15 protein-coding genes and 1 tRNA gene are annotated in these 18791 nt (G+C 62.7%); 4 read left to right on the top strand and 12 right to left on the bottom strand.

All coding sequences use genetic code 11. The features are described 5' to 3' along the window. Nucleotides 1-37: 37 nt before the first annotated feature. From NKH22_RS17220 to NKH22_RS17205, 4 genes are all read right to left on the bottom strand, one after another. Nucleotides 38-280 (bottom strand): Trm112 family protein, encoded by a 243-nt coding sequence (locus NKH22_RS17220; RefSeq protein WP_023672122.1) that lies wholly within the window; start codon nucleotides 278-280, stop codon nucleotides 38-40. 30 nt (nucleotides 281-310) lie between these two features. Next, nucleotides 311-982, bottom strand: a complete 672-nt coding sequence (locus tag NKH22_RS17215; protein WP_023703197.1) for an LON peptidase substrate-binding domain-containing protein — start codon at nucleotides 980-982, stop codon at nucleotides 311-313. A gap of 111 nt (nucleotides 983-1093) precedes the next feature. After that, nucleotides 1094-2101 carry a thioredoxin gene (gene trxA, locus NKH22_RS17210; RefSeq protein WP_023822317.1) on the bottom strand — a complete coding sequence of 336 codons (1008 nt, stop codon included), beginning with the start codon at nucleotides 2099-2101 and terminating at the stop codon, nucleotides 1094-1096. A gap of 80 nt (nucleotides 2102-2181) precedes the next feature. Further along, nucleotides 2182-2679 carry a prolyl-tRNA synthetase associated domain-containing protein gene (locus NKH22_RS17205; protein ID WP_023822318.1) on the bottom strand — a complete coding sequence of 166 codons (498 nt, stop codon included), beginning with the start codon at nucleotides 2677-2679 and terminating at the stop codon, nucleotides 2182-2184. Between the two features lie 216 nt (nucleotides 2680-2895). On the opposite strand from NKH22_RS17205, the gene NKH22_RS17200 reads away from it, so the two are divergent. Beyond that, nucleotides 2896-2970 (top strand) — tRNA-Gly (locus NKH22_RS17200). A gap of 129 nt (nucleotides 2971-3099) precedes the next feature. Then, nucleotides 3100-5322 carry an SAM-dependent methyltransferase gene (locus NKH22_RS17195; RefSeq protein ID WP_023822319.1) on the top strand — a complete coding sequence of 741 codons (2223 nt, stop codon included), beginning with the start codon at nucleotides 3100-3102 and terminating at the stop codon, nucleotides 5320-5322. A 20-nt stretch (nucleotides 5323-5342) separates the two neighbouring features. Here the strand turns inward: NKH22_RS17195 and NKH22_RS17190 are convergent, their stop codons facing one another. Both NKH22_RS17190 and NKH22_RS17185 read right to left on the bottom strand, forming a co-directional pair. Continuing rightward, nucleotides 5343-6023 carry a redoxin domain-containing protein gene (locus NKH22_RS17190; RefSeq protein ID WP_023672127.1) on the bottom strand — a complete coding sequence of 227 codons (681 nt, stop codon included), beginning with the start codon at nucleotides 6021-6023 and terminating at the stop codon, nucleotides 5343-5345. 19 nt (nucleotides 6024-6042) lie between these two features. Beyond that, a complete protein-coding gene (locus NKH22_RS17185; RefSeq protein WP_023822320.1) occupies nucleotides 6043-9327 on the bottom strand; it encodes an adenylate/guanylate cyclase domain-containing protein in 3285 nt (1094 codons plus the stop codon). A gap of 290 nt (nucleotides 9328-9617) precedes the next feature. Between NKH22_RS17185 and NKH22_RS17180 the strand changes: the two genes are divergently transcribed. Continuing rightward, complete coding sequence (locus NKH22_RS17180; protein WP_023702561.1) at nucleotides 9618-11381, top strand: adenylate/guanylate cyclase domain-containing protein; 1764 nt, start codon at nucleotides 9618-9620, stop codon at nucleotides 11379-11381. A 20-nt stretch (nucleotides 11382-11401) separates the two neighbouring features. Here the strand turns inward: NKH22_RS17180 and NKH22_RS17175 are convergent, their stop codons facing one another. From NKH22_RS17175 to NKH22_RS17165, 3 genes are all read right to left on the bottom strand, one after another. After that, nucleotides 11402-12775, bottom strand: a complete 1374-nt coding sequence (locus NKH22_RS17175) for a hypothetical protein (RefSeq protein WP_031198638.1) — start codon at nucleotides 12773-12775, stop codon at nucleotides 11402-11404. Further along, the gene (locus NKH22_RS17170; RefSeq protein ID WP_023685080.1) at nucleotides 12775-13296 is read right to left on the bottom strand and encodes a GNAT family N-acetyltransferase; all 522 of its coding nucleotides are present in this window, start codon (nucleotides 13294-13296) and stop codon (nucleotides 12775-12777) included. Before NKH22_RS17170 ends, NKH22_RS17175 begins: the two co-directional genes overlap by 1 nt. Nucleotides 13297-13433: 137 nt before the next feature. Continuing rightward, nucleotides 13434-14255, bottom strand: coding sequence for a hypothetical protein (locus NKH22_RS17165; protein ID WP_023685079.1), 822 nt, complete (start codon nucleotides 14253-14255; stop codon nucleotides 13434-13436). A 301-nt stretch (nucleotides 14256-14556) separates the two neighbouring features. On the opposite strand from NKH22_RS17165, the gene NKH22_RS17160 reads away from it, so the two are divergent. Further along, a complete protein-coding gene (locus NKH22_RS17160; RefSeq protein ID WP_352910209.1) occupies nucleotides 14557-15972 on the top strand; it encodes an adenylate/guanylate cyclase domain-containing protein in 1416 nt (471 codons plus the stop codon). 15 nt (nucleotides 15973-15987) lie between these two features. Here NKH22_RS17160 and NKH22_RS17155 read toward each other — a convergent pair whose 3' ends face one another. The 3 genes from NKH22_RS17155 to NKH22_RS17145 all read right to left on the bottom strand — a co-directional run bounded on the left by NKH22_RS17155 (nucleotide 15988) and on the right by NKH22_RS17145 (nucleotide 18791). Next, nucleotides 15988-16467, bottom strand: a complete 480-nt coding sequence (locus tag NKH22_RS17155) for a class I SAM-dependent methyltransferase (RefSeq protein ID WP_023672134.1) — start codon at nucleotides 16465-16467, stop codon at nucleotides 15988-15990. Nucleotides 16468-16614: 147 nt separating this feature from the next. Further along, nucleotides 16615-17796, bottom strand: a complete 1182-nt coding sequence (locus NKH22_RS17150) for an ABC transporter permease (protein ID WP_031198639.1) — start codon at nucleotides 17794-17796, stop codon at nucleotides 16615-16617. Further along, nucleotides 17793-18791, bottom strand: coding sequence for an ABC transporter permease (locus tag NKH22_RS17145; RefSeq protein WP_023672136.1), 999 nt, complete (start codon nucleotides 18789-18791; stop codon nucleotides 17793-17795). The genes NKH22_RS17150 and NKH22_RS17145 overlap by 4 nt, the downstream gene beginning before the upstream one ends.

The raw sequence follows: 18791 nt of genomic DNA, 5'->3' as shown, positions 1-18791 counted from the left end.
TCTTAGGCTGAGGTCCGTTTGAACCACCCCTGGCCCTTCAGCCCGGCCCACCCAATCGCGGCGGCGACAGCACGTCTTCCGCCGAAATCGTCCGCGCCTCCGAGGGCAGCATGATCGGGATGCCGTCGCGCACGGGATAAGCGAGCTTGGCAAGCCGCGAGATCAACTCGCCGCGCACCGGGTCCCAGGCCAGCGGCCCCTTGGTCAGCGGGCAGGCCAGCAGCTCCAGCAATTTTGGATCGACATTGACCGACTTGCCGTCACGCCCATCCGCAGCCATTGGATCCCCCTTCAGCCATCGGCTCAGCCCTTATTGCAGGCTGGAACCAAAGTCCTCATTCTCGCGCGCCAGCGCCATTTCGGTGATGGCGATCAGCGTCTCCGCGCGGGCTTTCAGGTCGGGCGCCTCCAGCAGCGCCTGTTTCTCGGCCGGTCCGTAGGGCGCCATCATCGACAGCGCATTGACCAGCATGGTGTTCTCGGCGCGGCTGACGCTTTCCCAATCGGCTTCGAGATCGTTGGCCTGCAGATAGGCGCGAAACGCTTTCAACAGCGCCGGCCGGTCGATCTCGCTTGCCGCCTGGTCTTCGGCGAGATCGGTGAGGAACGGCGCCAGCTTGCATTGCCGGAACGGCGTCTTCACCGGCAATTCGCTGGTGATGCGGAAACGGCAGACGCCCTGCAGCGAAATCAGATAGCGGCCGTCGCCGCTCTCGGCCATCGAGATGATGCGCCCGGCGCAGCCGACATTGCACAGTTCCGGCTCGCCGTCGGCGCGCAACGCGCCATTGAGGCTGGGCTGGACGATGCCGATCAGCCGCGCGCCGGCGATCGCCTCATCCACCATCTGCAGATAGCGCGGCTCGAAAATGTTGAGCGGCATGCGCCCGCCCGGCAGCAGCAGCGCGCCGGCAAGCGGAAACACCGGAATGGTTGCCGGCAGATCCTTGCCGACCCGGTAAAATGCGTTTCCGACCTGCACCTTCACTCCTCCGACCCGCTTCGGGTGCGATGTTATCGGCCTAATCTGGCGCGGCGGCCGCCGACCGCAAGGCCCGACAGCCACGCCCCGGCAACTTGGCCGGCAAACGGCTCAGGAAAACAGCAGCGACGACAATTTGCGCCGTGCCGCCAGCGTCGCCTCGTCGGTCATGCCCCAGGCCTCGAACAGTTTCAGCAGCTGCGCCCTGGCGCCGTCCTCGTTCCACGTCCGGTCGGCTTTTATAATCGCCAGAAGATTGTCGGCCGCCGCATGGCGCTCGCCCTTGGCGTTCTGGATCATGGCGAGGTCGAAACGCGCCTGGTGGTCGCCGGGATTGGCGGCCAGTCGCTGCTCGAATTCAGCTGGATTGCCAAGTGCTGCCGCTTCCGCAGCCAGCGTCATCTTGGCACGCAGCGCGGCAAGTGCCGGCGCATTCTTCTTGGCCTCCGGCGCCGTTGCCAGCAGCGCCTCGGCGCCGTCGCTGTCGCCGGCCTCGAACAGAAGCTCGCCCAGCCTGGCAATCGCCTCGATCGTCTCCGGCGCCTGCGCCAGGATGGCGTCGTAAATGTCGGCTGCGGTCTGCGCATCGCCCGCCGCATGCGCTTCCGCCGCCGCGGCCAGTGCTTCGGCGACCGGCGGCGCGCCATTGCCCTTGCCGCCGACCTTGGTGATGAACTCGGCGATCTGGCTCTCGGGGATGGCACCCATGAAGCCGTCGACAGGCTGGCCGTCCTTGAAGGCGATGACCGCCGGGATCGATTGGATGCCGAGCTGGCCGGCGATCGAGGGATGATCGTCAATGTTCATCTTGACCAGCTTGACCTTGCCGCCGGCGGCCTTGATCGCCTTTTCCAGAAGCGGCGTGAGCTGCTTGCAGGGCCCGCACCACGGCGCCCAGAAATCGACCAGTACCGGCTGTTTGCGCGATTCCTGGATGACGTCGGCGGCGAAAGTGGCGGTCGTGGTGTCCTTGATCAGCTCGCCAGCGGCAGGTGCTGCGCCGGGTGTCGGGCCAAGTGCCGACTTGGCCGGCTCGGCGCCGCCATATTGCACGGACGTGGTGTACTGGCCAGAATTGCCGCCGAATTGGCCGCCAAACGGATTGTTGTTGTCGCTCATGTCGTCGCCCTTCCGATCGCGCCCAGCGGAGCAGCGCGACGTCCTTAACTAGAGGTCAGTTTTCGCCATCCATGTGGCGATCAAGCCGAGACTTTCAAGATAGCAGCATCATGTCCGGTTGCCTCGGCGAATCTGATGAGGTCGGCGGACGCGATCGACGTCGTCGCCTCATTGGTCAGCGGATGCGCGTTGACTGTCGCATGTGCCATCAAATCCTGGTCGAGCACCACCTTGACCCGTCTTTCGCTGTCGTTGATCAGCCCGAACACGGTGACCGCGCCCGGAATGACACCGAGCAGCTCCATCAGCATCTCCGGCTTGCCGAACGACACCCGGCCGGCGGCGCCGATGATCGTGTGGATCTGCTTCAGGTCGACGACCGCCTCCTCGCCGACGCTGACCAGGAAGAAATTGTCCTTCTTGTCCTTGAGAAACAGATTTTTCGTGTGCCCGCCCGGTATCTCGCCGCGCAGCGACTGCGAATCGGCCACCGTATAGAGCGGCGGATGGCGCACGGTCGACACTGATATGCCGAGATCGGCAAGAAAGGCGAAAAGCTCGGCTTCGGTCTTCGGCATTGGTGGTCTTCCCCTGTATCGGCGCGCGGCAAAGCCGTTTACGGCCAATGGTGCCGCCGAGACAAGACCGTCATGCGGGAAGTCGATGAACCACCCGCGTGGCCGACAAGGTTCCGCCAAGCGATTTGGCGCGACCAAAAAGCCCGTCATTTCCCTGTTGCAATCGCCGCGCTCTTCAGCCATATAGGCCCGGCTTGCGGCCAAAGGGCCGTGTGAGCGGGTGTAGCTCAGGGGTAGAGCACAACCTTGCCAAGGTTGGGGTCGAGCGTTCGAATCGCTTCACCCGCTCCAGTTTCCTCTAGGGGGAATCAAGCGATTAAGAGGCGCCTTTCGGGGCGCCTTTTGCTTTTTCCAGACCGGCGATGTAAGCGCGTTGCGGGACACTTGTTCTCCCTCAAAACCAGGCGCGGGTAGTACGGCGTGGCGCATAATCCCTTGGTTTCCAGTTCGGCGAACGGCGGCACCGCATCCGAAGCGCTTGCTTGGCTGGCGTTGCGGAACGCCGCGTCCGAATGCGGCTCAGGCTCGCGCTCGATAGACCCGCAGCCCCTGCGCGCGCTCCCGGCGGGACGCAAGTGGGCGCGTGAGATCGCCAAGGTGATCTTCGATGGCCTTGTGGCAGGAAGCCTTTCGGTGCCGGGGCAACTGGCTGCCCGGTGGGACAGCTTCGGCGGTGCCATCACAGCGTTGATCATCGAACTCAGCAAGATCTGGGACAATCCCGCAGCGGCTCGCCGCGTCCAGTACCAGCTTGAGCAAATGCTTCTCGAACCCGACGATCTTGCCACGCCGCGCAGGCTGGCGCGAACGCTCGGAGTTCGCGTCGACGCTCGCAACCCGACCGCGACCGAACTGCCGGAAGGCATCGATCAGATTTATGCCCATCTGATGCTGGATGGCCGGATCGAGGCTGTCGTGCAGTTCGGTGCACTCGGGACTGTGACGAGCGATCATTGGATTGAATTGATCCTGGATGTAGTGCCTGCTGAGCGGCTTGCGGGAGGATCGCCTGCACCGCAAAAGGGCGCCGGCGCGACCACGTCAAACACGCCTGCAGCCGAGGCATCGTTTGCCATGGCGGGAAGCGAGCCCGATCCGGACAGCCATTTCGGCAAACTCGCGCAATTGGCCGCACAGGCGCATGACCTGGTTCGGTCGAGCGCTGAACCGTCAGAGCCTGTTGCGCCGCGCCGCGCACGGGTCGCGGACAAGCACGACAAGGATCGCACGGCGTTCTGGAACAGCTATTTCGCGACCGAGGATCCGTGGAACTACGGTTCGTCCTATGAGCAGGAAAAATACGAGCGCCAGCTCGAAATCCTGCCTCCCGGTCCCATCGGGCGGGCGCTCGAGTTGGCCTGCGCGGAGGGCCACTTCACGCGGCAGCTGGCGCCTCGCGTCGGCCATTTGACCGCAACCGACATTTCCGCCATAGCCGTCGGGCGGGCCCGCGCCCGATGCAACGATCAGCCGAATGTCGAGTTCGGCGTACTCGATTTCGCTGCCGACACGCTGCCGGGTGAGATGGATCTGATCGTCTGTTCGGAAGTACTCTACTACCTCGATGACCTCGCCGAGCTACGGCGCATCGCCAGGAAATTCGCCGAGGCGTTGGCGCCTGGCGGCAGCTTCATCAGCGCACACGCATTCGTGCTGCGTGACAATGTCGAAAAGACCGGCTTCGACTGGAATACATTCGGTGCCCAGTCGATCTCCGAGACGCTGGCGGCGACCGAAGGCCTCGTCCTCGAGCAATCGATCCAGACCGAGCTCTACCGCATAGATCGCTTCCGTCGCCTGTCGTCGGACGATGTGGCGACGGAACCGGTGATTGCTCATGTGCCGATCCGCGCGCCGATCGAAATCGGCGTCGCGCGAAATATCGTCTGGGGTGGAGCGCGAGCCTTGCGCCGCGACGTCGCACGTAACGAGCAGCGCCGGCATATCCCTGTCCTCATGTATCACGGCGTTGCCGATGGAGGTCCGGCCGCGCTCGCTCGCTTTCGGCTCACGCCCGCCGCATTCGCCAGCCAGATGGCATGGCTGCGCGCCAATGGCTTTCACGCCATTGGCTCCGAGCAGTTGGAGCAGTTCATCACCAACCGTCAGCCTTTCGTCGGCCGCCCGGTGCTCATCACCTTCGATGACGGCTTCCAGAACTTCGCCGACCATGCCTGGCCGATCTTGCGCGCCAACGACCTGACCGCGGAAGTGTTCTTGGTGACGGACCTGGTGGGCGAAAGTGCAAAGTGGGACACCGACATCGGTCCGCCGACGCCGCTTATGGGCGCCGGGACGGTGCGACGCCTCGCTGCCGAAGGCGCCTTCTTCGGCAGCCACATGGCGACGCATCGCGCCATCGATGGTCTGTCGAGCGCTGACCTGGCCGCCGAGCTCCTGCGGTCTCGTCTGTTCATCGAACGCTGGACCGGCCGTCCAACCACGGCGTTCGCGGCACCCTTCTCCGTCACCGACGGGCGGCTTGGCCGGCTGGCCAGGGAGTGCGGCTATCGAGTAGGCTTCGGCCGCAGGCACGGGCCGGCGGACCTCGATAGCGATCTCATCGACCTTCCGCGCATCGAGATTCGCGGCGACCGCTCGCTCGATGACTTTGTCGCCACTGTGGAGGCCGTGCTCGGATAAACGGTGAACTTGTCAGTTCATTATTGGGCGACTTGCGACACGGCTGACATCAGCTCCTTCGGGTTTGGGGCGCCAAACATGTATCGCCCACCCTCCGGGACCTCCGTGAAGCTCCAGCGGACGATCCCCTGCCGGTCCAGCAGGAACTGACCAACCAGTTGTCCGTGTCCCGTGGCCATCATCTGCTCGTCGGCTTCGGTCAGTTCGTAGTGGTCCTTCTTGTCGAGGATTGCGGCGGCTGTCATCGGATCCATGGGACCGGGCAATTCGCCAGGTATGTCGACCCGCATGTCCTGTGCCGCTGCCATCGCGACCTTGTACGGCCAGTTCGTCTCGTTCTCGGTGAATTCGAGATTGGGCAGTCCAAAAGCACGATGTGAAGCGCGTTCCGGGTCCGACGCCGCAAGCAGGTTCGGCATTGGATGGTAGCGGAAATAGAGCCGCGCCCGTTCGATCGGCGTGTTGACCACCGTCAGGCTCTCCACGCCCTTTTCGCGCAGCTCCGGATCGAGACGCGCCTGAGCGGCGATGTGGCGCCGGCAAAACGCACAATGCAGACCTCGAAACAGGCCGACCAGCACCGGTTTTTGCCCGCGAAAGTCGTCAAGCGCAATCTTGCCTTCCTGGGTAATGGCGTCGAGTATCAGGTTCGGCGCCCGGTCGCCCGGTTGAAGCGGTATCAATCCACTAGGCGCGGACATGTCCAACCCCCTATCCCGGCTAGTCGAGAAAAGGCAGCACCACAAGCGCTTCCGGGTCGAGCCCGTGCTGGGCGCATATACCCTGCGCCAGGGAAAAGTAGCGTTCGGCCTCGGCCAGATTGTCGAGGTCGAGATTAAGCGTTGCGAGTCCATCATAGCACGGAAACAGCAGTTGGGGCTCGCCCGTTTCGCGGGCTACCTCCAGTGCTTCGTGGAACAAGCCGATCGCCAGTTCCGGATGGCCGTTGCACTGGTGGATCTGCCCAAGCACGATCAACGGCACTGGCAGGTGCTCGCGCTGGTCGAGCGCCCGGTCAATCTCGATGGCCTTGTCGGCAGCAGGCACGCCCTCCGTTGGACAGCGATCCGTGAAAGTACAACAAGCTACCGCCAGATTGGCGAGGAGGCGCGCCTGGAAACCCAAATCGCCAATACGGCGCGCCACTTCAAGACCGCGCCGACAGACCTCCATCGCCTTCGCCGGATCGATGGTCGTGTAGAGCACCCCGAGATTGGTGTAGCCGCGGCAGGCCGCGCCCAGCAGACCGGCGGCTTCGGCCAATTCAATGCTGCGCTCAACCTCACGCACGGCTTCATGGTTTCGCCCAAGGCGAGCCAGCGCAACAGCCTTGGTATTAAGTGCCTCGGCGGTCACGAGGGTGGCATCATCGGAGACATGTTCCGTTGTCAGAGAGCGTACGCAATCCAGCGCCGCGTCTGCCCATTTTGCCGCGAGAGTGTGATCTCCGCTGCGGAACGCCTGTCGGCCACGTTCTTGCCAGAGATGCGCCTGCTCGATCGGGGCATCCGCTCCATCGAGGAGCGCTGCCGCTTCAGCGTAGCGCGATTCCGCGTCGTCCCGCTTGCCCACGTCCCAAAACAGCCGACCGATCTTGCGCAAAACGCGCGCCGCCGCGACACGATCGGCTGACTCGCGATAGGCCTGCAGCACCGCCTCGTAGTGGCGGTGTGCAATCTCGCGGCGGCCTGCCGGGCCGCTCAAATCGGCAATGCGCTCTGCAATTGCCAGTTTGAGCGGTGTTTGCCCGATCGCGCCCAACGCAGTCAGTGCTCGCTCGTAGAAACGAAGGGCGTCGTCATTGGCGTATATCATGCGAGCGCGATCTCCCGCCGCCTGCAGGTAATGCGCGCCCCTCTCCCGCTCGGCGCTCTGAGCGAAATGGTGACCGAGCACGGCCAGATCCTCGAACCGTTCCGGCTTGTCGCCGCACAGTTGCTCCAGGGCGGCACCTACCCGGCCGTGGATGTCGGTCCGGCGTTGCAGGAGCAGATTCTGGTAGATCACGTCCTGCAGCAATGTTTGTGTAAAGCGGTAGCTTTGCGACGAGACCGAGCCTGATCCGGCAACTTCCTCGATGATTTCCGCATCGCAAAGCAGTTCGCAGCCCGCTTCCAGTCGGCCGGGGTCGGCTGCCACGGCTTTCAGAAGCGTGGCATCGAAGCGCGGGCCGATTACCGCGGCTTCCTGGGCCAACCGGCGCACCCCTTGCGGCAGCCGGTCGACGCGAGCAAGCAACATTGCCTGGATCGTGGCGGGGATGCCGGTTGCGACTTCGCCTGCCACGGTCCGCCATTGCTGGCCCTCGCGCACCAATACACCGCGATCGATAAGGCCGCGAACGATCTCCTCCAAGAAAAGCGGGTTGCCGCCCGCGCGCTCGAGGATCTGGTCGAGAAGCCCTCTTGCGGCGTTTACCCAGTTATCGCCGAAAAGCGCCGCCACCAGGCGGCGTCCGTCATCGCTGTCGAGCGGCGAAAGCCTGAGCGCTGTGTGGCTGACCCGACTTGAGTCGAGTTGGTCGTTGTCCGACGCCGGACGATGCGTGACCAGCAACATCAGCCGCGTGCGTTCCAGTCTGTCCATCACGAAACGCAGTGCCTCGAGCGAGACGGAGTCGGCCCAGTGCAGGTCTTCGACGACAATCAACAGCGGCGACAACGCAAGCCGCCATTCCATGATTGTGCGGACCGCGTAGAGAATTTGCCGCCGCAGCTGCTCGGGCTCGACATGCTGCAAGGTGGCATGGGGGTCGCCGAGGCCAAGCACATGGTAGAGCAAAGGCATCAGCCGCTTCGCCTCCTCGCCCTGCAGGCCGAGATCGGCAAGCAAGGCTGCGAGCTTGCCCCGCATTTCGTCCCCATTGTCGTTTTGCATCATCCCGGCAGCGCTGCGCACCACTGCACCCAAGGCGCCAAATGATTGTTCACCCAGCGGTGAGCACGTGGCCTGCCGCACGGCGACGTTGCGAAAACGATCCTCGTCGCCGACGCGGGCGACGAACTCCTTCACCAACCGCGACTTCCCGATACCGGCTTCGCCGACGATGCGGACAAGCTGGGCCGAGCCGCCGCACGCCAAGTCAAGGCTCGCCAGCATTCTGTTGAGCTCCGCATCACGACCTATTATGGGCGCACTGAGGCCGAGCGCCTCGAGCCCGCGCGCTGCACGCGGCGCCGCAAGCGGTGCATCCAGTCGGTGGACGAGCACACTGCCAGCCTTGCCGCGAAACACGACATCGCCCAGCGACTCGTACGAGAAGGCATGCCGGGTCAGCCTGTGCGTGAGTTCGCCCACCAGCACCTCACCCGGTGCAGCCAGCGATTGCAGGCGTTGCGCCGTATTCACCGTGTCGCCGGTCACCGAATAGGATTTGGCGGTGCCGATGCCCAATCCGCCAGTAACGACCGGACCCGTGTTTATGCCTATGTGGAGCAGCAGCGGCGAGCCGGAGTGGCGGGTGCTTTCACCGAGCCGCGCCGTCCGGGCGATCATGTCGAGAGCGGCTCGAAGCGCACGTTCCGGATCGTCCTCATGCGCGACCGGCGCACCGAACAAGGCGAGCAGAGCGTCGCCGATGAATTTGTCGACGAAACCACCAAAGCCTTGCACGGCCGCCGTCAATTCCTTGAACAGTTCGTTCTGCAGCGCCTGCATGACCTCGGGGTCGAGCTGCTCGCTGAGTGTCGTGAAGCCGCAGAGATCGGCGAACAGCACCGTTACCGTTCGTCGATCGGCGTCGGAGACGGAATGCGGCCCCTCTTCGCTTTCGATGTTCGGCGACGGAGCTCGAGAGGGCTGCGCAATGGTGCGGCTTGGTGTCGGAGCAGGCCGTTCGGCAGCTTTTGCGGACGCACCGACGCTTGCCCCACATTTAGGACAGAATTCGAAATCAGGTGCGCAGGCGTAGCCGCAACTGGCGCATGGCACGGGCTGGCGGCGGCCACACTTCGGACAGAAGGCGTAACCGCCCTCGATCTCGAAACCGCAGCCCGAGCAGTTCATGGACACCTCACCAGAGCATGATGCCGAAGAGTGTGAAGCGGTTTTCGGACGACATCATGCTCTATCTCTTTGACCTTGGGCCATGACGCGTGATCTCGCCACGCTCGTCACGGCCGGGGTATTCACAAGGATGAACCGATAGTCGTCAACCGGCAAGCGGCAGCGCAAATGGGCATCGGTCTGGGTTCGGCGGTGGAGCACTGCCGATACGGGCGGCCGCGTGGCCGTGATTTGCGAAAATTCCCTCGTCCCGCCGTCTTCCTGCTATGATGGAGATGAGGAGGCGACCCATGAGCGAGAACCGTAAGCTGGCCGCAATCCTGGCTGCAGATGTGGTCGGATACAGCCGGCTCGCGAGCGCGGACGAAGATCGTACCTTGGCGCGGTTGCGGGCGCTGCGCAGCGACCTGATCGATCCGATCATTGCAGTGCACCACGGGCGGGTTATCAAGCGTACCGGAGATGGGGCACTGGTTGAGTTTCGCAGTGTGGTCGATGCCGTGCGCTGCGCCGTTGAGATTCAAAACGGTATGGTTGAGCGCAATGCCGGCGTACCGCAGGAGCGCCGCATCGAGTTCAGGATCGGCATCCATCTGGGCGACGTGGTCGAAGAGAGCGATGGCGACCTGATGGGTGACGGCGTCAACATCGCCTCGCGTCTGGAGGGCGTTGCGGCGCCCGGCGCCATCTGCCTGTCCGAGGATGCCTATCGCCAGGTCAAGGCCAGGCTTGACCTCTCGGTCAGCGATCTCGGCAGCACACAGCTCAAGAACATCGCCGAGCCGATCCGGGTGTATTCGCTGCAGGTCGGCGCCGGGGCCAAGGTGGCCGTGACCTCGCAAACCCCGACGAGCCCTCCGGCTGCGGCAGCGCCGCCGAAACTGTCGATCGCCGTGCTGCCGTTCGCCAATATGAGCGGTGATGCCGAACAGGACTACTTCGCCGACGGCATCTCCGAAGACATCATCACGGCGCTGTCCAAACTGTCACAGCTCTTCGTCATCGCTCGCAATTCGTCCTTCATCTTCAAGGGCCAGAACGTCCATGTGCAGGATGTCGGCACGAAGCTCGGCGTGCGCTATGTCCTTGAAGGCAGCGTACGCAAGTCGGGGAACAAGGTACGCATCACCGCGCAGCTCATCGATGCAATCTCAGGCGGCCATCTTTGGGCGGAGCGGTTCGATCGCGATCTGACCGACATTTTCGCCGTGCAGGATGACGTGACGCAGCACATCGTCGGTGCACTGGCGCTCAATCTGACCGAGGATGACCGTCTGCGGCTGGCGCCCGAACACCAGCGCAACCCGGAGGCGTATGACTGTTTCCTGCGGGGCCGGGAGCTATGGCACCGGCTGACGAAGGACACGAACGTCGCGGCCCGCGAGCTCTTGCAGCGGGCCATCGAACTGGACCCGAAATTTGCCTCTGCCCACGCTTTCCTAGCCCTCACGTACGGGCTCGACTACCTCAACAGGTGGGGTGCGTCGGACTCGATGGCGCAAGCGGAAGAGGCAGCAACGCGAGCGGTAACGCTGGATGACAGCGATCCCTGGGCGCACTGGGCGCTGGCATCGGCCAAGCTTTACACACGACGGCACGATGAGGCCATCGGCGAGGTCGAGCGCGCGATAGCCCTCAATCCGAACTTCGCCGAAGCGCACGTCGCCCGCGGCGAGGCGCTGTATTATTCGGGTAGACCCGCGGAGGCGCTAGAGAGTTTCGCCCGGGGAAAGACCTTGAATCCATACTTCCCGGATGTGCTTCTGCACTTCCAGGCTTTGGCATCGTTTCAACTGGGAAGGTACGAAGAGGCGGTCGACCTCTTGCTGCAACGGCTGGCTCGCAACGCTGTCACCGACCTCTCGCGCGCGCTTCTGGCCGCCACCTACGGCCATCTGGGCCGTCTGGAGGAGGCCCATACGGCATGGCAGGACCTGCTTCGCGTCAATCCCGCCTATTCGCTGGAACACCGTCGCAAGGTCTTGCCTTACAAGAACCCTGCCGATTTCGAACTGATGGTAGAGGGGCTCCGCAAGGCCGGTGTGGTGCAATGACGGGCTAAAGCCCGGCCGGGTCAGAGGCCTGAGGCCCGGCCGATCTTGCGCCATCGGGCGTTTTCGCGGACCGGTTTCAGGTCATCGGTCGTCTCGGCAAATGTCCGCAACCGGTATTGCCGCAGCAGGTCCGGGAAGAGCGCTCCTTCCGGCAGGCCGGCAAGCTGCTCGCGGACCGAGATCTTTTCATCGATGACCCGCATGCCCCAGGCATTTTCCCGAACCTGCAGCTCGGCGGCCAGATCGCGCTCTTCTGGCGCGTTTTCATCAAGCGCAGCCAGCAGGATCGAGTGGAAAAGCGCGACATAGCCAATCTGTCTCAGGCCGCCCACAACCCGCACGCGCGGCAATATGGCAAGGGCGAGGAACATCAGGAACAAGTCCGGCAAAAGCATGCCGTCGAGCAGTGCCTGCTGGAGATGCGGCCGCTCGAACGGGATGGAAAGACCATGCGGCCTGTCAGGCTCGATCAGCCGCCCGTTCTCGAGGACGAGCTTGCGCACGCGCTGCTCGCGGATGCCCCAGAAATAGGCCGTGGCATTGGGCAGGAACCTGCCAAATGGGCCCGATGCGGCTTCTTGCAAGGCATGGTCGAGACGCCGGCGCCTTGGGGGCTCGAGGAGCAGCCTGGAAAGAAGACTGCCTTCATCTTCCAGATGCCGCGCCACGACAGTCGCGGCCAGCCTATCATCGACGAAAACCGGCCGGGCCATGCCGGAACGATCCCAATCGGCGACCAGATCCTCGTTGAGTTCTGTCAGCGCATCGGCGGCTGTTGCAAATACCTTGCCCTGGCTGGCAAGCAGCGTGCCCAGCCAGCTTCTGGCATCCGTCTCATTGCCCACCGTTTCGAGCGCGCGCCCGTTGAGGGTAACGGGACCGGCCGCGCAGGCGCTTTTGCGGCACAGTTTGTGGCGCCCCATGCCAAACAAATTGACCTTGTCGTCGCCGACATCGAGCCATCCCGGCCCCTCCCGGCCGGTTGTCTCCATGGTCATCGTCGTTCCCATGAAGCCGAAAAAAGCCGACAGCCCGTTTTCGACCGCGCCGAGCCAGGCAAGCAGCAGGGCATCGAAGGTGATGCGATCCATCAGAAGCAGGCAGTGCAGGCCGGACTGGATAACCGGTCTGTGGTCGAATTCGTCGAGGGCCTTGTCGATCGCTTCGGGCTGCATGATCGCACCGAGGCGCTGCTGCAGGACGTCGCGCAGGATCGAGCGGGCAGCGATCGACGGGGCCGATCCAGGCCTTGCCACCGGCCGCCACAGATGGCGGGCATAATCGGAAACCGGTGCATTCCAGTTCTGCTCGATGTCACGCACGACCTCCGGGCAGAGCAGCGACAGCACGGCCAAAATGTCCACCGGAGGGGCAAGGGCAGGGACGGTGGTCATCAGAACCGCAGCCGGGCCATGCTCAGGAGGTCGTGGTACTGCCCGTCGGTAAAACCGGCCTTCACATGCCGTCCCTCGACCTCGAAGCCGTGGCTTGTGTAGAGACGGATGGCCGGTTCGTTGTCGGCATAGACAGTCAACTCGACCCGCTTCAGGGCGCGCCAGTTGTCGGCCACGTCAAGCAGCGCGCCAAGGATGGCAGAGCCGATGCCTCTGCCGACAAAGCCATCGTCAAGGCCGATATTGATCTCGCCTATATGCGAGCGGCGCGGCGAACCCTGCGCGACCAGGCTGCCATGGCCGACAACCTTGCCGTCCAGCTCCGCAACGATCCAGGTGGTTTCCGGGCCGGACTTGGCGATGCGCCGCTCCACCTGCTCCACCATCTCGAACGGCATCCTGAGCGTGCCCCAGCGGAACCCCGGCATATTGAAGATAGCGCACAGCGCCTCGGCATCGCTTGGCCGGACGGCCCGGAGCTGCGGCTGGATTTTCTCGGATAAGGAGGTCGTGCTGGTCATGGCTTTTCCGCCTAACGCAATTTCAGGAAAAGTGTGAGCGGTTTTCCGTCCGGAATTGCGTCAGAACAAAGCGACAGAGGCAATATGCCCGGCACGATGCACCGGACGTCACCTGAAAATCCAGCCGTCTCTGCGACCTATGCCGATTGCGCGGCAAAATGCCGGGGGGCGGCGCAGAGTTTGAGGATACCGCTGATGCCGATCCAGCCGAAAAGGGCGAGCCAGCACAATGTCCCGGCCGCCGTCCAGTCGATCCGGTGCACGGCAGCGTCGGTGATGAAGAGGCCAAGAACAGCAAGCAGGCCAACCAGAAACTGCGCCAGGCCGAGCACCAGCAATTCCTCACGCGGTGCACTTCTCCAGACGAGATAGGTGCCGCCGGCGCCGGCGAGGAAGATGGCGCTGTAGACCTGGGCGTGGAAGGCATCGATCGGCCATGGCCAGAAACCACCGAATGTCAGGGGAAACAGCAACAGGCCGACGCCGTAGGCCCCGAGGATCGTCATTTCCACCGGTAGGTAGGCGCGCCATGCGGGGTTCAAGATCACGCCTTTTGCAGAAGGGCGGGCCCTTGCCCGCCACAGGAACAGCCCGGATACCGCGGCTGACGCAAGATAGACCAGAAACCAGAGCCAGGGGGCTTTGCGCTCGAAGTTGAAATAGCCAAGGTTGATGAACGAAGCCGCCGACACGATGACGGTGAAGATGAAGGCCATGACCAGCACAAGCCTGCCGGGCGACCAGCGATTCCAGACCAGCAGCGCCGCCATCACTGCCATTTCGGCGGTGTAGAAGCCGCCGAGGAAGCGGGCATTGAACGGCGTGACGGCCCAGGGCCAGCGCGGCTTGACCAGCGCGGGCGCGAAAAACAGGCCGGCCCCGACGATCAGGACGATGATGACCCCCGCCGAGAAAAGGCGCAGGGCCGCCGGAAATGGCGGGTTGTCGCGTGTCGGCATGGAGAAAACCCCAGAGATGAATGCCCCATGGGCTATCATAGTTTGGAATTCAACAAATGGAAATTGACCTGTCACCAGGCTTGTCCATTCGAATGGCCGTACGGTCCGTTTCGCAGTATGATGGAGCGTTCGGGTCGAAGATCGGTTCGGCCAACACGCCTAGAGCCGGATGATTTCAGGTCTGTCCGACCTGAAATCTGAATCCGCCTCTAAATCAGGAAATAGAGCATGATGTCGTCCGAAAACCGCTTCGCACTTTTCGGCATCATGCTCTAGCGGCGCAATTTCCGGAGCCTGCACGATGACCGAAGCTCAGGATCTGTTCTCGCTTCTGCGGCAATCGACCGATGTCGATCCGCAGGCAATCGACGCAATCCGGCAAACCATCGCCGAGGGCAAGGACCGCGAACTTTGCCGCATCAATGCGCTGGCCTTCGCCAGCAAGCGTGGCCTCGACGAGGAACGCACCATAAGCGCCTTTCTCCATGCGGCGCGGGTGGGCTTCTTCGACATTTCCTGGAATGTTCTGTGCCCCGGCTGTGGCGGCGTGCTCGACACCAACGCCACGCTGAAAACCATGCAGAAGGACGAATACACCTGCGCGCTGTGCTCCCAGGGCTATTCGCCGACCCTCGACGAGATGGTCGAGGTGACATTCACCGTCAGTCCCCGCGTGCGCAGGATTGCCGCCCACAATCCACACGAACTGCCGTTGGTGGAATATTACCGCCAGATCTACTGGGCGTCCGGGGCCGATCTGCCGGACGAGGATCTGGCGGAAAAGATGGAAGCGTTCTCGCTGGAAGATATCGAGCTTGCGCCCGGTGAAAAGGCGGTTCTGCACATCCAGCTTCCGCCTCAATTCATCATCATCTTCGAGCCGGTCACGCATTCGGCCCAGTTCATCGACGCGAAGGGCGAACCGGCAAAAGAGCGGCGAAACCTCTCTCTGGCCTTCGACCGCGACCATGTCCAGAGCCAGACGCTGGAGATGCAACCCGGCCCATTGCGCATTTCGCTGGAAAACAGGACCGACACGCGCGTGCTGCCGACGGTCTTCATCGCCTGCCCGGTATTGCATGATTTCCTGGGCAAGCGCCGGCCCTTCGTGACCGCCAAGCGCCTGCTCACCAACCAGACGTTCCGGGATCTCTATCGCACGGATACGCTCGATATCAACCAGCGCCTGAAGATCACCAGCCTGACCTTCCTGTTCACCGATCTGCGCGGATCGACCGAGCTTTACGAGCGGGTGGGCGATCTTTCAGCCTTCGATCTCGTGCGCGAGCATTTCCAGGTTCTGCACGAGATCGTCGCGGCGGAGGCAGGCGCGGTTGTGAAGACGATCGGCGATGCGGTGATGGCGACCTTCGCGACGCCTGACCGTGCGATTGCCGCGGCGCTGCGGATGCGCGACGCCATGCGGGCGCTCAATGACAAAAGCGGGCGCGAGGACCTTCTGCTCAAGATCGGTGTTCATGCCGGCCCGTGCATAGCCGTGTCCATGAACGAGCGGCAGGATTATTTCGGCCAGACGGTCAACATTGCTTCGCGGGTCCAAAACCTTGCCAACGCACAGGCGATCTTCGCCACGCGTGCGGTGGTTGACGACAATCTCACCGCCGATCTGTTGCACAGGAACGCGCTGACGCCCGTGCCGCACGAGGTCTCGCTGCGCGGCATCGAGCGGGAGATAGCGGTCTATACGATCCCCTGAAGAGTTCTCTACCGCTCACACGCGCTTGCAGAGGAAATAACGGTCGGCGGGCTCCGAAGTGGGCGCCGGGAGGTGTTGCAGCAGCGGGTGATCGAGCGGCGTGCCACTGACCGCGAAGCCGCCGACGCGAAGCAGGCTCGCAATCAGATCGGGAAGCCAGGTAGCGGTCACCGCATCGCGATCGTCATAGCCGGTGCCAATGTCGGCATGAACAAGGGCGGCTTCGATGCCAATGAACTTGCGGCCCGTCTCGCGTATTTCGCCGAGCACGAGGTTTTCAGCTTCGGGAATTGAGCTAGTGTGCGCGCCAACTTCGCGGTCGAACACCACGATCCGGCGCCCGGGCAGAAGCTCGCGCAGATGGTGGAATGTCCGGCCATTGCCGAGGCCGAGCTCAAGCACAAGCCCCTCCATCTTCGCCACCTCGGGGCAGATTCGATTGAGAATGTCGCGCTGCGCGGTCATCCTGCTGATGAAATTATCGAGGCGACTCATATGCGATTGTGTGTCCTGAACCAGCAGCCCCGATCGAGGCTTGCTGCATATAAAGGCGAACGACGAACCCTGCAATAACGCAACCGGCCGCCGACAAGCGTCATACCGGGTGGAGTGTTCGGCAGGCCGCGCGGTGGAACAGCGATATCACTTGTAGGGGTCTGCGGCGTCCCGCAAGCCGTCGCCGAGGAAGTTGAACGCCATGATAACGAGGATGACCGGCAGCATCGGCAAAAGCAGCCATGGATAGAACGCGATCACGCTGACGCTGCGCGCCTCGGTGAGCAGGATGCCCCAGCTGGTGATCGGCGCCCTCAGGCCGAGCCCGAGGAAGCTCAGCGCCGTTTCGCCCAGGATCATGCCAGGGATGGAGAGCGTCGCCGTCGCGATCAGATGCGACATGAAGCCGGGAATGAGATGCCGCCTGATGATGCGGCTGCTTCCGGCGCCCATCAACTGCGCCGCCAGAACGTAATCCTCCTCGCGCAAGGCCAGAAGCTTTGAACGCACGGCCCGCGCCAGTCCGGTCCAGTCGAGCAGCCCGAGGATGACGGTGATGCCGAAATAGATCAGGATCGGACTCCACGTTATCGGCATGATCGCCGCCAGGGCCAGCCATAGCGGAATGCTGGGAATCGATTGCAGGACTTCGATTATCCGTTGGACGATCAGGTCGAAGATACCGCCGTGATAGCCGGCCAGCCCGCCGATGACGATGCCGAGCAGGAAGCTGAAACTGATGCCGACGAGGCCGATAGTCAGTGAAATGCGTGCGCCATAGATCATGCGTGAGAGCACGTCGCGCCCCAGCCTGTCGGTGCCGGCCAGAAACAGCTGCCCGTTTTCGGCAGGACAGACAAAATGCCTGTCACCTTCGATCAGGCCCCAGAACCGATAAGTGTCGCCCTTGCAGAAGAAACGGAGCCGCTGAACATCGTCGTGCTTTTCGATGTAGTTCCGCTTGAGCGTGTCCATATCCAGCGTCATCTGGCGGCCATAGACGAACGGCCCGACGAACTCGCCATTGTGGAACAGGTGCACGTGCTGCGGCGGCGCATAGATGTAGTCCATGTTGCGCGAGTGCAGATTGTAGGGCGCCAGGAACTCGCAGATCAGTATCCCTAAATACAGCACTGCCAGGAATATGCCGGATATAAGCGCAAGCCGGTGTTTGCGGAATTTCCACCACATCAGCCGCAACTGCGATGCCTGAAAGACCTTCGATTGCTCCGGCGTCATCGCCTCGACCGACTGCAGGTCGAAGGGCGCGCCGGAAATGTAGTGTTGCAGTGGAGCACCCGGAGCGGGCAGCGGCGAGTCCTGCTTCATTTGGTGCTGCCACCCTGCAAACGAATTCGTGGATCAAGCAGCGCCAGCGCCAGGTCGGAAATCAGCACGCCGATAACCGTCAGGAAGGCAAGGAACATCAGGAATGACCCTGCCAGATACATATCCTGGCTTTGCAGCGCCTTGATCAGCATCGGCCCGGTCGTTTCCAAAGACAAAACGATAGCCGTGATCTCAGCGCCGGAGATGATGGCCGGCAGGATCGAGCCGATGTCGGAAATGAAGAAATTGAGCGCCATGCGCAGCGGATATTTGACCAGCGCCTTGAACGGATGCAGGCCCTTGGCGCGCGCCGTAACGACATATTGCTTGTGCAGTTCGTCGAGCAGATTGGCGCGCAGCCGCCGGATCATGCTCGCCGTGCCGCCGGTGCCGATGATCAGGACCGGGATCCAGAGATGGGCGAGGATCGACTTCGCCTTGGCCCAGCTCATCGGCTCGCCGAGATATTGCTGGTCCATGAGGTGGCCGATGGACGTGCCGAACCAGATGTTGGCGAAATACATCAGGATCAGCGCCAGCATGAAATTCGGAATGGCAAGGCCGAGAAGGCCGAAGAAAGTCAGGCCGTAGTCGCCCCAGCTGTATTGATGCGTGGCGGAGTACATGCCGATCGGAAAGGCGATGAGCCAGGTGAAGATGATCGTGACGAAGGAAACCAGCACGGTCAGCCACATTCGGTCGCCGACGACGTCGCGAACCGGCAGCTCATATTCGAAGGAATAGCCGAAATCGCCGTGCAGCATCCCGCCCACCCAGTAGAAGTAGCGAATGACCGGCGGCTGGTCGAAACCATATTCCTTGCGCATCATCTGGATGCGGTCGGAATCCACCGCTTCGCCCTGGGCGCGAAGCTCAGCGACATAGCTGTCGAAATAGTCCCCCGGCGGAAGTTCGATGATGGTGAACACCAGCGCCGATATGACCAGCAGCGTTGGAACCATCACGGCGATGCGCCAGACAAGATATCGAAGCAC

This window comes from Mesorhizobium sp. M1252 (assembly GCF_040318265.1).
GTDB lineage: Bacteria > Pseudomonadota > Alphaproteobacteria > Rhizobiales > Rhizobiaceae > Mesorhizobium.
Note: the sequence above shows the minus strand (reverse complement) of the source record. Positions and strands in the feature narration are given on the sequence as shown.